Genomic DNA, 13715 nt, shown 5'->3' on the forward strand with positions numbered 1-13715 from the left:
CGTTATGTGTCCGCGCGTCCGCACGGGTAAAAAAGGCGATTGATCAGCGTGCGCACCATCGGCGCCAGTTCGCCGGCCGTCAGCCCGGCCGGGCCGGTGCCGTCGGCGACCAGCGTGTCGGCCGCGAGCCCGTGCAGGTACACGCCCGCGAGCGCAGCCTCGTAAGGGGCGACGCGCTGCGCGAGCAGCGCGCCGATCAGGCCGCCGAGCACGTCGCCCGTGCCGCCTGTCGCGAGTGCCGCGTTGCCGGTCGGGTTGACCGTCAGGCGGCCGTCAGGCGCGGCGATCACGGTGCCCGCGCCTTTCAGCACGACGACGCCCGCGAAGCGCGCGGCGAGCGCGTGCGCCGCCGCGAGCCGGTCGCGCTGCACGGTCGCGGTATCGCAGCCGAGCAGCCGCGCCGCTTCGAGCGGATGCGGGGTCAGGATGCACGCGTTGCGCTGCGCGCCGCGCGCCGCGACGGCGTCGGCGAGGTCCGGGCGCGCGGCGATCAGGTTCAGCGCGTCGGCGTCGAAGAGTGTCGCGGCGCCGTGCGCGAGGAGCACGTCGCGCACGAGCGTCGCCGCCGCATCGCGCGTGCCGAGGCCGCAGCCGGCCGCGATCGCGGTCATCGCGGCGAGATCGAGGCCGTCGGCCGGATGCAGCATCAGCTCGGGAAACGGCGGATCGTACGGCGGCGCGCCCGCGCCGAGGAAACCGACGTGCACCTTGCCTGCGCCGGCGAACAGCGCCGCACGCGCGGCGAGGATCGGCGCGCCGCACATCCCGGTGTCGCCGCCGATCACGGCGAGGCTGCCGAATGTGCCCTTGTGCGAAGCGAACGCGCGCGCGGGCAGCGCAGCGGCGAACAGCGCGGGCGCGTTCAGCATCATGGCCGGCGCGGCGGACGGCGGGACGTCGAGCGACGCGACGTCGACCACGCCCGCGAGATCGCGGCCTTCACCCATGTAGAGACCCGGCTTCGCGGCGATGAAGGTCAGCGTATGCGTTGCGGCGACGGCGGCACCGGCGCCGACGATCTGCCCCGTATCGCTGTCGAGGCCGCTCGGCACGTCGAGCGCGAGCACGCGGCCGGTGGTCCGCGCGCGGGCGGCGATGCGTGCGGCAATGTCAGCGAACACGCCGTCGAGCGCGCGGGCGAGGCCGATGCCGAACAGCCCGTCGACGACCCATGCGTAGCCTTCGAAGGACGCCGGCGGCTCGGCCGAGACCGGCACGCCGGCGGCACGAGCAAGGCCGAGCGCCCATTGCGCGTCGTCAGGCTTCACCGCGGCCGGCATCCACGCTTCGGTTGCGACGCCGAGGCGCTGCAGTTCCGCCGCGGCAACGAGTGCATCGCCGCCATTGTTGCCGGGGCCGACCGCAAACCATACCGGGCGGCCGTCGCTGGCGACGCGTGCGGACAGCCAGCGCGCGGCGGCGGCGCCCGCGCGGCCCATCAGCGTGTGTGGCGGCAGCGCGGCCGCCGCGGCGGTTTCAGCGGCGCGCAAGTCGGCGACGCGCTGCAGCGCGATCGGGGCGGGGACGGAAAGCGGGCGGGTGAGGGTCATGGCGGCGGGGAGAGGATGCCGCCGGGCAAGCCCGTGCGGCCGGTCAGGTCGTGAAGCGTTCGGCGTGCAGTGCGGCGAGCGTGTCGGCAGGCCAGCGTTGTGCGTCGCCGCCGATGTAATCCGCCACCACTTTAGCAGACCCGCACGCGAGCCCCCAGCCTGCGGGGCCGTGGCCGAAATTGACGAACACGCGCGGATGCAGGGTCGGACCGACAACCGGCATGCCGTCCGGCGACAGCAACTGCGTGCCTTGCCACGACAGCGCGGCCGAGATCTTCGCGGCGCCCGGCACCCAGTCGTGGACGGCCTGGCCGAGCAGCGCGAGCGCGGCCTGCGACAGCGGCTCGGCGAGCGGTCGGGCGGTGTCCTGCAGGCTCTGCAGCACCGCGCCGCCGCCGATCCGCATCCGCTGGTGCGTGCGCGTCATCGCGATCCGCTTGATCGAGTCGACGACGGTCAGGTGCGGCGCATGCTCTTCGTACGCGACCGGTGCGGTCAGCGTATGGACGCGCATCGGATGCAGCGGCACGCGCACGCCGAGCCGCTCGAGCAGCGCGAGGCTGCCGGCGCCTGCGGCGATCACGATCGCGTCGGCGGAGATCACGTCGACCTCGCGCGCATTGGCCGCAAGCCGGTTGCCGGTTGGCGGCGCGAGCTCGACCGCGGCCCGGCCCGAGTCGGTGCGGATCGCGGCGACGTCGGCGCCGAAGCGGAACTGCACGTCGTGCTCGTCGAGCACCTGCTTGACGAGCTTCGCGAACAGCGGGCAATTCGCGGTGCGCTCGGTCTCGAGCAGCACGCCGCCGGCGAACGCCGGCTCGGCAGGCACCGACGGCTCGAGCGCCGCACATTCGGCTGCCGTCAGCGTGCGGTGCGGCAGGTCGAGCGTGCGCAACAGCTCGAGCGCGGGCTGCGCGGCTTCCCAGTCGCGCGCGTCGCGCACGACGTGCAGCACGCCGGCCTTCTGTTCGAATTCGAGGTCGAAGCGGGCTTCGATGTCGGCGATCGCTTCGCGCGACGCGTCGATCAGCGGACGCAGCCGTGTGTACTGGGCCGCGAACGCGTCGGGCTCGCGCAACGCGCCGAGCCGCTTCACGAAGCGGCGCACCTGGCCGTTCAGCCCGGGCTTGTAAACGATGCCGCTGTCGCGCGGCTGGCGCTGGCGCATGAAGGTCGGGCCGAACCAGACGTCGAGCGGGCTCGGCAGCAGCGGGCCGCCATCGCCGTAGGTCGCGCCTTGCGCGACGGTCGCGTGACGCTCGACGACGCATACGCGATGGCCGGCCGCGCGCAGCTGGTAGGCGGTGGCGACGCCGCTGATTCCGCCGCCGATGACGATGACATCCATGGATTGCTTCGATGACGGGCGGCGGCTCGGCCGCCCGGTGATGATTCGCGTGACGGGCCGTGCGCGGCCCGGTGAGCCGGCAATGATAGCGCCAAATGGGCGCGACCCGGACGACGGCCTGGCGTCGGCGTGCGTGCCCGGCGACCGGACGGGCCTTGGGGCGCAGACTTCCGGGTATAATTACGGCCTTCCTTTCGCCCCACGTCGCCGCTTTGCGCGACTCATCGACGTCAGTCCAGCCCATGGCTCACTTCTCGTGTTTTCCCGGCGCTTCGGCCCTTTCCGATTTCCGTCAGACCCGTCTGCTCGACACGCTCAAGCAGATCGACGCCAACATCGTCGCGGTCCGCGGCCAGTACCTGCACTTCGTCAACGCCAGTGAGCCGCTGTCGGCCGACGACAGCGCGCGCATCGACGCGCTGATGCACTACGGCGCGCCGTTCGAGCCGGCGGCCGAGAAGGGCAGCGCCGAAACCTTCGTCGTGCTGCCGCGCTTCGGCACCGTGTCGCCGTGGGCGAGCAAGGCGACCGACATCGCGCAGCATTGCGGCCTCACGCACGTGCGCCGCATCGAGCGCGGCGTCGAGTACACGGTCACGCTGAAGTCGGGCCTGCTCGGCGGCAAGAAGGCGCTGTCCGACGACGCGCGCGCCGCGGTCGCGGCCGCGCTGCATGACCGGATGACCGAAAGCGCGGTCGCGTCGCGCGACGACGCGAAGCACCTGTTCGACGAACTGCCGGCCAAGCCGCTCACGACGGTCGACGTGCTCGCGCAGGGCCGCAGCGCGCTCGAACGCGCGAACGTCGAGCTCGGCCTCGCGCTCGCCGACGACGAGATCGACTACCTCGTCGACGCGTTCCGCAAGCTCGAACGCAACCCGACCGACGTCGAGCTGATGATGTTCGCGCAGGCGAACAGCGAGCACTGCCGCCACAAGATCTTCAACGCGCAGTGGACGATCGACGGCGAAGCGCAGGACATGTCGCTGTTCGCGATGATCCGCAACACCGAGAAGCTGAGCCCGCAAGGCACGATCGTCGCGTATTCGGACAACTCGTCGATCATGGTGGGCGCGGAAGCGGAACGCTGGTTCCCGCGCAACGCGGGCGCGGCCGGCGAGCCGGGCGAGCGTTATGGCCGCCACACCGAGCTCACGCACACGCTGATGAAGGTCGAGACGCACAATCACCCGACGGCGATCTCGCCGTTCCCGGGCGCGGCGACCGGCGCGGGCGGCGAGATTCGCGACGAAGGCGCGACGGGCCGCGGCGCGCGGCCGAAGGCGGGCCTGACGGGCTTCACGGTGTCGAACCTCGACCTGCCCGACGCACGCCAGCCGTGGGAAAACGCGCGCGATGCCGCGCAGCCGGTCGGCGAGCGCAACCCGAACGATCAGCACGGCCCGTACGGCCGTCCGGACCGCATCGCGTCGCCGCTGCAGATCATGATCGACGGCCCGCTCGGCGGCGCCGCATTCAACAACGAATTCGGCCGCCCGAACCTCGGCGGCTACTTCCGCGTGTACGAGCAGAACGTCGGCGGCCAGGTGCGCGGTTATCACAAGCCGATCATGATCGCGGGTGGCCTCGGCAACATCGCCGACCAGCACACGCACAAGCACGACGTGCCGGCAGGCTCGTTGCTGATCCAGATCGGCGGCCCCGGCATGCGGATCGGCATGGGCGGCGGCGCGGCGAGCTCGATGGCGACCGGCGCGAACACGGCCGAGCTCGACTTCGACTCGGTGCAGCGCGGCAACCCGGAAATCGAGCGCCGCGCGCAGGAAGTGATCAACGGCTGCTGGCAGCTCGGCGCGGAAAACCCGATCCTCAGCATTCACGACGTCGGCGCGGGCGGCCTGTCGAACGCGTTCCCCGAGATTGTCGACGGCGCCGGCAAGGGCGCGCGCTTCGAGCTGCGCAAGGTCGCGCTCGAGGAATCGGGCCTGTCGCCGCGCGAGATCTGGTCGAACGAAGCGCAGGAGCGCTACGTGCTGGCGATCGCGCCGGCCGACCTGCCGCGCTTCGAGGCGATCTGCGCGCGCGAGCGCTGCCCGTTCTCGGTCGTGGGTGTCGCGACCGGCGAGCGCCAGCTGCGGCTCGTCGACGACGAAGCGACCGGCGTCGACGAATATCCGGTCGACATGCCGATGGAAGTGCTGCTCGGCAAGCCGCCGCGCATGCACCGCGACGTCACGCGCGTGACCACCGAGCGTGTGCCGGTCGACGTGACGGGCGTCCCGCTCGCGCAGGTCGCCGTCGACGTGCTGAAGCACCCGACGGTCGCGAGCAAGTCGTTCCTGATCACGATCGGCGACCGTTCGGTCGGCGGCACGTCGGTGCGTGACCAGATGGTCGGCCCGTGGCAGGTGCCGGTCGCCGACTGCGCGATCACCGCGCTCGACTATGCGGGCTTCAAGGGCGAAGCGATGACGATGGCCGAGCGCACGCCGCTCGCGGTGATCGACGCGCCGGCGTCGGGCCGCATGGCCGTCGGCGAGGCGATCACCAACATCGCGAGCGCGCCGATCGAGTCGCTCGACAAGCTGAAGCTGTCCGCGAACTGGATGGCCGCGTGCGGCACCGCCGGCGAAGACGCCGCGCTGTTCGACACCGTGAAGGCGATCGGCATGGAGCTGTGCCCGGCGCTCGGCATCGGCATCCCGGTCGGCAAGGACTCGCTGTCGATGAAGACGAAGTGGGACGAGCAGGGCGTCGCGAAGGAAGTCGTTGCGCCGGTGTCGCTGATCATCTCCGCGTTCGCACCGGTCGAGGACGTGCGCCGTCACCTGACGCCGCAGCTGCAGCGCGTCGCCGACGCCGGCGACAGCGTGCTGATCGCGATCGACCTCGGCCGCGGCAAGAACCGGATGGCCGGCAGCATCTTCGCGCAGGTCACGCAGCAGGTCGGCGACGCGACGCCGGACGTCGACGATCCGGAAGACCTGAAGCGCTTCTTTGCGGCAATCCAGTCGCTGAATGCACAAGGCAAGCTGCTCGCGTACCACGACCGCTCGGACGGCGGCCTGTGGGCGACGGTCTGCGAAATGGCGTTCGCGGGCCACGCGGGCGTGTCGCTGAACGTCGACATGCTGACGCTCGACGAGAACCACGAATCCGACTACGGCGACGCGAAGGACTGGGCGAAGCAGACGAGCGGCCGCCGCGAGGACCGCACGCTGCGCGCGCTGTTCTCGGAAGAGCTGGGTGCGGTCGTACAGGTGCGCGCGGCCGACCGCGACGCGGTGCTCGGCGCGCTGCGCGAGTTCGGCCTGTCGGCGTGCTCGCATGTGATCGGCACGGTCAATGAGCGCGATGTGATCGAGGTGTACCGCGACGCGAAGAAGATCTTCGATGCGCCGCGCGCCGAACTGCATCGCGCGTGGGGCGAAGTGAGCTGGCGCATCGCGCGCCTGCGCGACAACCCGGCCTGCGCGGACGCCGAATACGACGCGCTGCTCGATGCGGCCGATCCGGGCATCACGCCGGTGCTGACGTTCGATCCGGCCGACGACATCGCTGCGCCGTTCATCGCAACGGGCGCGCGTCCGCGCGTCGCGATCCTGCGCGAGCAGGGCGTGAACTCGCACCTCGAAACGGCTTACGCATTCGACCGCGCGGGCTTCGATGCGCACGACGTGCACATGAGCGACCTGCTGGCCGGCCGCGCGACGCTCGCGGACTTCGCGGGCGCGGTCGCGTGCGGCGGCTTCTCGTACGGCGACGTGCTGGGTGCGGGCGAGGGCTGGGCGAAGACGATCCGCTTCAACGCGAATCTCGCCGACATGTTCTCGGCGTTCTTCGCGCGGCAGGACACGTTCGCGCTCGGCATCTGCAACGGCTGCCAGATGCTGTCGAGCATCTCGTCGATGATCCCGGGCGCGGAAGCGTGGCCGAAGTTCACGCGCAACAAGTCGGAGCAGTTCGAGGCGCGCTTCTCGTTCGTCGAGGTGCAGCAATCGCCGTCGATCTTCTTCGCGGGGATGGAAGGCTCGCGGATTCCGGTCGCGGTCGCGCACGGCGAAGGCTTTGCGGACTTCTCGCAGCAGGGCGACATCGATCGCGTCGCGGTCGCGATGCGCTATGTCGACCATCGCGGCAACGCGACCGAGGGCTATCCGTTCAACCCGAACGGCTCGCCGGCAGGCATCACGTCGGTGACGACCGCCGACGGCCGCTTCACGGTGCTGATGCCGCACATGGAGCGCGTGCACCGCACGGTCACGATGAGCTGGCACCCGGAAGGCTGGGGCGAGGCGAGCCCGTGGCTGCGCGTGTTCCGCAACGCACGCCGCTGGATCGGCTGACGCGATGTTCGACCCGCACGAGCCTGTCCATGTCGTGACGCTGCGCGACGAGCGCGCGTCCGACGCCGCGGCGATCGCCCGCGTGATCGCCGCCGCGTTCGGCGGCAAATCGCAGGATGGGCAGGGCGGGCAGTTCGAGCAGCGGATCGTCGACGCGCTGCGGGCGGATGGCTGCCTGAGCGTGTCGCTCGTCGCGGAGCGCGACGCGCGCATCGTCGGCCACGTCGCGTTTTCGCCGGTGACGATCGGGGACGGCAGCCACGCCGGCTGGTACGGGCTGGCGCCGCTCGCGGTGCTGCCCGACTGCCAGCGGCAGAGCATCGGCGCGGGGCTCGTGCGCACGGGCCTCGATGCGTTGCGGCGGCTCGGTGCGCGCGGCTGCGTCGTGCTCGGCGAGCCTGCGTATTACGCGCGTTTCGGCTTCGGGCCCGGCGGCGACATCGTGTTTCCGCAGGCGCCGCCGGAATACCTGATGGCGCTGTCGTTCGACGACACGGTGCCGCGTCCTGCGGGCGACGTGCGGTATCACGCATCGTTCTACGCCGCATAGCGGGCCGAGCGGCGGGCCGGATTCGCCGGCCGGCATCTGCGCACCGTTGCTTCCGTGCCTGCCTGCCCCGCAGGCAGGCAAAAAGAAAGCCGCTCCTCGGAGCGGCTTTCTCGTATCCGTCGCAGTAATGCGGGATGCGGCGTTACTGCACCTTCGCCTGCTGGCGCAGGCTTTCCTCGAACGCCTGCAGCTTCTGCTGCACCAGTTGCTGCGCGATCTGCGCCTTGACCTGGTCGAACGGCGGCGGTGCGACGTTGCGGATGTCGTCGACGCGGATGACGTGCCAGCCGAACTGGGTCTTCACCGGCTCGTCGGTCATCTGGCCTTTCTGCAGCTTCTGCGCGGCCGCCGCGAATTCCGGCACGTACGCCTTCGGATCGGACCAGTCGAGATCGCCACCGTTCTTGCCCGAGCCCGGATCCTTCGAATACTGCTTCGCGAGATCCTCGAACTTCGCGCCGCCCTTGATCTTCGCGATCAGGTCCTTCGCCTGCTGCTCGTTGTCGACGAGGATGTGGTGCAGATGGTATTCGCGACTCGACACGCCCTTCGCGAGCTCGTCGTAGCGCGCCTTCACCTCGGCGTCGGTCGGCTGGTTCGTCTTCAGGAAGTCCTCGATCATCGCGCGCAGCACGACGGTCTGCTGCGCGACGGCGACCTGCGCCTTCACGTCCGCGCGGCTCGGGATGCCGCGGCGGATCGCTTCCTGCATCAGGATTTCACGGTTCACGAGTTCCTGGCGCACGGCCTGCTGCAGCTGCGGGCTGTCGGTCTGGCCTTGCTGGACCAGCTGCGCGACCATCGCGTCGGCGCGCGACTTCGGAATCGGCGTGCCGTTGACGACGGCGATGTTCTGGGCGAATGCCGGCGCCGCTGCGAGAGCGGCCGCTGCGGCCCACAGGCGGGGGGATTTCAGGATCATCGGGAATTCCTAATGGGACGACTGGATTGAAGATGCATTGAATTCTTCTGGCGTGTACGCCACGATCGCAAGCGCGTGGATGCCACGCTGCATCGCATCGGCGAGCGCATCATACACCAGCCGGTGCCGCGCGACGCGCGGCTTGCCGGCGAACGCGGCCGACACGATCGTGACCGTGTAGTGGCCGCCCGCGGCCGCGCCTGCATGGCCTGCGTGTTGCGCGCTGTCGTCGCGCACCGCGAGCGACACGGGCGCGAGCGCGGCGGTCAGGCGCGCCTCGATCAGCGCGATGCGCGCGTCGGGCGATGCGTGGAGGAAGGCGTCTGTCATGTCACTCGTCCTTCAGGTATTTCGCAAGCCACAGGCTTTGCAGGATGATGAACACGACCATCGCGCCCGTCGTGCCGAACAGCTTGAAGTTCACCCACTGCGATTCGGTGAAGTTGTGTACGACGTACAGATTCGCGACGCCGAGCACGGCGAAGAACAGCGCCCACGCGACGTTGAGCTTGTCCCAGACGGGATGCGGCAGCGTAAGCTGCTTGCCCATCATCTTTTCGATCAGGTTGTTGCCGAACGCATAGCGCGCGGCAAACAGGCCAATTGCAAACAGCCAGTACAGCACAGTCGGTTTCCATTGAATGAATTTCTCGTCATGCAGGACGAGGGTGGCGCCGCCGAACACGACGATCACGCCGAGGCTGACCCACAGCATGGTGTCGACCTTCCGGTGGCGGAACGCGACCCAGGCAACCTGGGCGAGCGTCGCGACGATCGCGACGGCGGTCGCGGTAAAGATGCCCCACACCTTGAAGGCGGCGAAAAACAGGATGATCGGAAACAGATCGAACAGGAATTTCATGGTGCTCGCAGCTGCGTGAAAGGCCGCTTGCGCGGCCTTTCACCGTTGTAGGGACCCGCCAGGCGCCGTCGCGTATCGGGTCCGCCCGCTCGGGGCGGCCAGCCGATTCGCGCCCGGGCGCCGCTTATTCGTGTTCGGGTCGGGACTCGAAGTTTAACGCAGCCGAATTGATGCAGTACCGCAAACCGGTCTTGTCGCGCGGGCCGTCCTCGAACACGTGGCCGAGATGCGCGCCGCAGTGGTTGCAGCGGACCTCGACGCGCACCATCCCGTGCGTGTAGTCGATCTTCTCGTCGATGACCTCGCTGTTGAGCGGCTTGAAGTAGCTGGGCCAGCCGCAGCCGGAGTGGAACTTGGCGCCGGATTCGAACAGCGGGGTGCTGCACACGACGCACTTGTAGATGCCGGCGTCTTCCGTGTCGGTGTATTCGCCGGTGAACGCGCGCTCGGTTGCCGCGTGCTGCGTGACCTCGTACTGCATCGGCGTGAGCCGGTGGCGCAGCTCGGCGTCGTCCTTCTGGTACGGGTAGGACTTGTCGTCGGAATCGTGGGACATGTCTGGTTTCTCCTGAGGGATCGGTCGCTATGCGGGCGTCACGACGAGCAGCTCACTTCGAGCGACCCGGCCCAGTCGGGCGGAAGCGCCGCATACGACGCGTATTCGGGTTGTTCGTCGAACGGCCGGCGCAGCACCTGCGCGAGACGTTCGACTTCTGAAAAATCCTTTTCCTTCGCGTGCCGGATCGCGATTTCGGCCAGATGGTTGCGCAGCACGAACTTCGGGTTCACGCGATTCATCGCGGCGGCGCGCTCGGCATCGTCGCGTGTTTCCTCGGACAGGCGCGCGCGGTAGAGGTTCGCCCATGCGTCGAATGCGTCGCGGTCGATGAACAGGTCGCGCACCGGCGCGTCGCGGCTCGCGTCGTGCTTCGACAGTTGCGACAGGTGGCGGAACGTCAGCGTGAAGTCCGCATGGTTTGCATGCATCACTTCGAGCAGCTGGTTCGCGAGCGCCGCGTCGCCGTCGCGCTCGAGTTCGAGGCCGAGCTTCGCGCGCATCGCGCGTTCGAGCGCGGGGCCGAAGCGCTCCGGAAACTTCGCGAGCACGGCCTGCGCGTCCTCGACCGCACGCTCGGCGCGCGCGTCGTCGTCGGCGATGCCGTGCTGCAGCCCGATCAGCGGCAGCAGCGCCTGCGCGAGGCAATAGCAGTTCCAGTGTGCGATGCGCGGCTGCATCCGGTACGCGTAGCGGCCGTGCGTGTCCGAATGGTTGCAGATGTGGTTCGCGTCGAACGCGTCGACGAAACCGAACGGGCCGTAGTCGATCGTCACGCCGAGGATCGACATGTTGTCGGTGTTCATCACGCCGTGGCAGAAGCCGACCGCCTGCCATTGCGCGACGAGATCGGCCGTGCGCAGCGTCGCGGCCTCGAGCAGTGCGAGATACGGATCGTCGGCATCGCGGCACGCCGGATAGAAGCGGTCGATCACGTGGTCGGCGAGCTGGCGCAGCAAGTCGGGGCGGTCGTTCGAGAAGAAGTGCTCGAAGTGGCCGAAGCGCACGAAGCTTTCGGACACGCGCGTGACGACGGCCGACGTCTCGATCTCTTCGCGGACCACCGGCTGGTCGGAGCCGATCACGGTCAGCGCGCGGGTGGTCGGAATGCCGAGGTGATGCATCGCTTCGGAGCACAGGAATTCGCGGATCGACGAGCGCAGCACCGCGCGTCCGTCGCCCATCCGCGAGTACGGCGTGCGGCCGCTGCCCTTCAGCTGCAGCTCGTAGCGGCGGCCGTCCGTGCCGGCGAGTTCGCCGACCGTCAGCGCGCGGCCGTCACCGAGCTGGCCGGCCCATACGCCGAACTGGTGGCCCGAATAGACCGACGCGTACGACATCGCGTCCGCGGGCCAGTCGCTGGTCGGATTGCCGACGAACAGCGCGGCGAATTCGGGATGCCCGGCGAGCGACGCGGGCAGGCCGAGCAGCGTCGCGACTTCGTCGGAAAACCCGACCACGTACGGCGCGGGCAGCGGCGCGGCCGGCAGGCGCGTATGAAACGCCGCGCCGAGCTGCACGAACGCGCCGTCGGCGGGCGCGCCGAGCGTGGCGGCGAGGTCGGGGAGGGTGTCAGCCGCTTCGGCTGCGCTTCGGGAAAACGACATGTTGAGCGCCTCTGGGTAAGCCGATATTGTAAGGCGGCGCCGCGCCGCCCGCATGGCGGCGCGCGCGTCGTGCCCGAGCGCCCGTTCACGCTGCAGACGGGCTTGCGCCGGCTCGAGGCTGTACACCGAATTCGCGTCCTTCAGGGAGAACAAGACGATGGGTAAGCCGTTGCTGGGCCAGATGATGGACATGCCGCTCCTCGTGTCGTCGCTGATCGCGCATGCCGCGCGGCACGCGGGCGACGTCGAGATCGTGTCGAAGCGGGTCGAGGGCGACCTGCACCGCTATACGTATCGCGATTGCGAACGGCGCGCGAAGCAGCTCGCGCAGGCGCTCGCGCGGCTTGGCGTTGACGCGGGAACGCGCGTCGGCACGCTCGCGTGGAACGGCTACCGGCATCTCGAGGCGTACTACGGAATCAGCGGGATGGGCGCCGTCTGCCACACGATCAACCCGCGCCTCTTTCCCGAGCAGATCGCGTACATCGTCAATCACGCGGACGACCGCTACGTGCTGTTCGACCTCAACTTCGCGCCGCTCGTCGACGCGATCGCGCCGCACTGCCCGAACGTGAAGGGCTGGATCGCGATGACGGACGACGCGCACCTGCCGTCCGGCGCGACGCCGTTCCTCAGTTACGAGACGCTCGTCGAAGCCGAGGACGGCCGCTACGACTGGCCGCGTCTCGACGAGCAGCAGGCGTCGGGCCTCTGCTATACGTCGGGCACGACCGGCAACCCGAAGGGCGTGCTGTATTCGCATCGCTCGACCGTGCTGCACGCGTACGGCGCGGCGCTGCCCGATGCGATGAACCTGTCCGCGATGGACGCGGTGCTGCCCGTCGTGCCGATGTTCCATGTGAACGCGTGGGGCCTGCCTTATTCGGTGCCGCTCACGGGCGGCAAGCTCGTGCTGCCCGGCAAGGACCTCGACGGCAAGTCGCTGTACGAACTGATGGAAGCGGAGCACGTGACGTTCTCGGCGGGCGTGCCGACCGTCTGGCTCGGCCTGCTCAACTACATGCGCGAGGCGGGCGTGCGCTTCTCGACGCTGAACCGCACGGTGATCGGCGGCTCCGCGTGCCCGCCGGCGATGCTGCGCACGTTCGAGGACGAATACGACGTGCGCGTGATCCACGCATGGGGGATGACCGAGCTGTCGCCGCTCGGCACGCTCGCGAAGCTGAACTGGGCGCAGTCGCGGCGTCCGGTCGACGAGCAGCGCAAGCTGCTGGAGAAGCAGGGGCGCGTGATCTGCGGCGTCGACATGCGGATCGTCGGCGACGACGGCCGCGAGCTGCCGCGGGACGGCATTGCGTTCGGCGAGCTGCAGGTGCGCGGCCCGTGGGTGATCGACCGCTACTTCGACTGCGACGCGTCGCCGCTCGTCGACGGCTGGTTCCCGACCGGTGACGTCGCGACGATCGATCCGGACGGCTTCCTGCAGATCACCGACCGCAGCAAGGACGTGATCAAGTCGGGCGGCGAGTGGATCAGCTCGATCGACATCGAGAACGTCGCGATTGCGCATCCGGCCGTCGCCGAAGCGGCGTGCATTGCGTACCCGCATCCGAAGTGGACCGAGCGGCCGCTGCTCGTTGTAGTCAGGCGCTCGGGCGTCGAAGTGAGTCGTGACGAGATGCTCGCGTTCTACGAGGGCAAGGTCGCTAAATGGTGGATTCCCGACGACGTCGTGTTCGTCGACTCGCTGCCGCATACGGCGACCGGGAAGCTGCAGAAGCTGAAGCTGCGCGAGATGTTCCGCGATTACGTGCTGCCAGCGGCGACCTGCTGACGGCGGCTCGTAGGCGGCGACCGACGACCGGCGGCGTCGGCTCTTAGGCGGCCGGCGTGCCGGAGCGGGACGCGCCGTGCGTTGCCGGCCGGATGCCGGCACGGTGTGCCGGCTGTCTCCGAAGGGTCATCGGGGCCGGTTGGCCGCGCGATCCCGCGCGCGGATCCGTCCCCCGATTGCGCGAAAAAATCGAATTGAACGACCGTGCTTTTTCGTTG

General features: G+C 69.3%; 10 protein-coding genes. 3 read left to right on the forward strand and 7 right to left on the reverse strand.

Annotated features, from left to right (window positions below; translation table 11 throughout):
* Positions 1 to 2 precede the first annotated feature (2 nt).
* Together ACV22Z_RS09865 and ACV22Z_RS09870 are read right to left on the reverse strand one after the other, a co-directional pair.
* Complete coding sequence (locus ACV22Z_RS09865) at positions 3 to 1550, reverse strand: NAD(P)H-hydrate dehydratase (protein WP_448076108.1); 1548 nt, start codon at positions 1548 to 1550, stop codon at positions 3 to 5.
* Between the two features lie 43 nt (positions 1551 to 1593).
* Positions 1594 to 2898, reverse strand: coding sequence for an FAD-dependent oxidoreductase (locus ACV22Z_RS09870; protein WP_448076109.1), 1305 nt, complete (start codon positions 2896 to 2898; stop codon positions 1594 to 1596).
* A 242-nt stretch (positions 2899 to 3140) separates the two neighbouring features.
* Here ACV22Z_RS09870 and purL point away from each other — a divergent pair, with 242 nt between their 5' ends.
* Together purL and ACV22Z_RS09880 are read left to right on the forward strand one after the other, a co-directional pair.
* Positions 3141 to 7205 (forward strand): phosphoribosylformylglycinamidine synthase, encoded by a 4065-nt coding sequence (purL, locus tag ACV22Z_RS09875; protein WP_448076110.1) that lies wholly within the window; start codon positions 3141 to 3143, stop codon positions 7203 to 7205.
* A 4-nt stretch (positions 7206 to 7209) separates the two neighbouring features.
* Complete coding sequence (locus ACV22Z_RS09880; RefSeq protein WP_448076111.1) at positions 7210 to 7755, forward strand: GNAT family N-acetyltransferase; 546 nt, start codon at positions 7210 to 7212, stop codon at positions 7753 to 7755.
* A 142-nt stretch (positions 7756 to 7897) separates the two neighbouring features.
* Here the strand turns inward: ACV22Z_RS09880 and ACV22Z_RS09885 are convergent, their stop codons facing one another.
* The 5 genes from ACV22Z_RS09885 to ACV22Z_RS09905 all read right to left on the reverse strand — a co-directional run bounded on the left by ACV22Z_RS09885 (position 7898) and on the right by ACV22Z_RS09905 (position 11702).
* Complete coding sequence (locus ACV22Z_RS09885; RefSeq protein ID WP_448076112.1) at positions 7898 to 8677, reverse strand: peptidylprolyl isomerase; 780 nt, start codon at positions 8675 to 8677, stop codon at positions 7898 to 7900.
* A 9-nt stretch (positions 8678 to 8686) separates the two neighbouring features.
* Positions 8687 to 9007, reverse strand: coding sequence for a BolA family protein (locus ACV22Z_RS09890; RefSeq protein WP_448076113.1), 321 nt, complete (start codon positions 9005 to 9007; stop codon positions 8687 to 8689).
* Between the two features lies 1 nt (position 9008).
* Positions 9009 to 9539, reverse strand: a complete 531-nt coding sequence (locus ACV22Z_RS09895) for a septation protein A (protein WP_124602255.1) — start codon at positions 9537 to 9539, stop codon at positions 9009 to 9011.
* A gap of 124 nt (positions 9540 to 9663) precedes the next feature.
* Positions 9664 to 10095 carry a peptide-methionine (R)-S-oxide reductase MsrB gene (msrB, locus tag ACV22Z_RS09900; RefSeq protein WP_448076114.1) on the reverse strand — a complete coding sequence of 144 codons (432 nt, stop codon included), beginning with the start codon at positions 10093 to 10095 and terminating at the stop codon, positions 9664 to 9666.
* 38 nt (positions 10096 to 10133) lie between these two features.
* Complete coding sequence (locus ACV22Z_RS09905) at positions 10134 to 11702, reverse strand: protein adenylyltransferase SelO (protein WP_448076115.1); 1569 nt, start codon at positions 11700 to 11702, stop codon at positions 10134 to 10136.
* A 157-nt stretch (positions 11703 to 11859) separates the two neighbouring features.
* Here ACV22Z_RS09905 and ACV22Z_RS09910 point away from each other — a divergent pair, with 157 nt between their 5' ends.
* Positions 11860 to 13497 carry a 3-(methylthio)propionyl-CoA ligase gene (locus ACV22Z_RS09910; RefSeq protein WP_448076116.1) on the forward strand — a complete coding sequence of 546 codons (1638 nt, stop codon included), beginning with the start codon at positions 11860 to 11862 and terminating at the stop codon, positions 13495 to 13497.
* Positions 13498 to 13715 lie beyond the last annotated feature (218 nt).

The organism is Burkholderia sp. PU8-34, assembly GCF_053427725.1.

Bases quoted from the DNA above. Each gene is read 5' to 3' on its own strand.
- ACV22Z_RS09865 (WP_448076108.1), bottom strand. From the start codon at position 1,550: ATGACCCTCACCCGCCCGCTTTCCGTCCCCGCCCCGATCGCGCTGCAG.
- ACV22Z_RS09870 (WP_448076109.1), bottom strand. From the start codon at position 2,898: ATGGATGTCATCGTCATCGGCGGCGGAATCAGCGGCGTCGCCACCGCC.
- purL (WP_448076110.1), top strand. From the start codon at position 3,141: ATGGCTCACTTCTCGTGTTTTCCCGGCGCTTCGGCCCTTTCCGATTTC.
- ACV22Z_RS09880 (WP_448076111.1), top strand. From the start codon at position 7,210: ATGTTCGACCCGCACGAGCCTGTCCATGTCGTGACGCTGCGCGACGAG.
- ACV22Z_RS09885 (WP_448076112.1), bottom strand. From the start codon at position 8,677: ATGATCCTGAAATCCCCCCGCCTGTGGGCCGCAGCGGCCGCTCTCGCA.
- ACV22Z_RS09890 (WP_448076113.1), bottom strand. From the start codon at position 9,007: ATGACAGACGCCTTCCTCCACGCATCGCCCGACGCGCGCATCGCGCTG.
- ACV22Z_RS09895 (WP_124602255.1), bottom strand. From the start codon at position 9,539: ATGAAATTCCTGTTCGATCTGTTTCCGATCATCCTGTTTTTCGCCGCC.
- msrB (WP_448076114.1), bottom strand. From the start codon at position 10,095: ATGTCCCACGATTCCGACGACAAGTCCTACCCGTACCAGAAGGACGAC.
- ACV22Z_RS09905 (WP_448076115.1), bottom strand. From the start codon at position 11,702: ATGTCGTTTTCCCGAAGCGCAGCCGAAGCGGCTGACACCCTCCCCGAC.
- ACV22Z_RS09910 (WP_448076116.1), top strand. From the start codon at position 11,860: ATGGGTAAGCCGTTGCTGGGCCAGATGATGGACATGCCGCTCCTCGTG.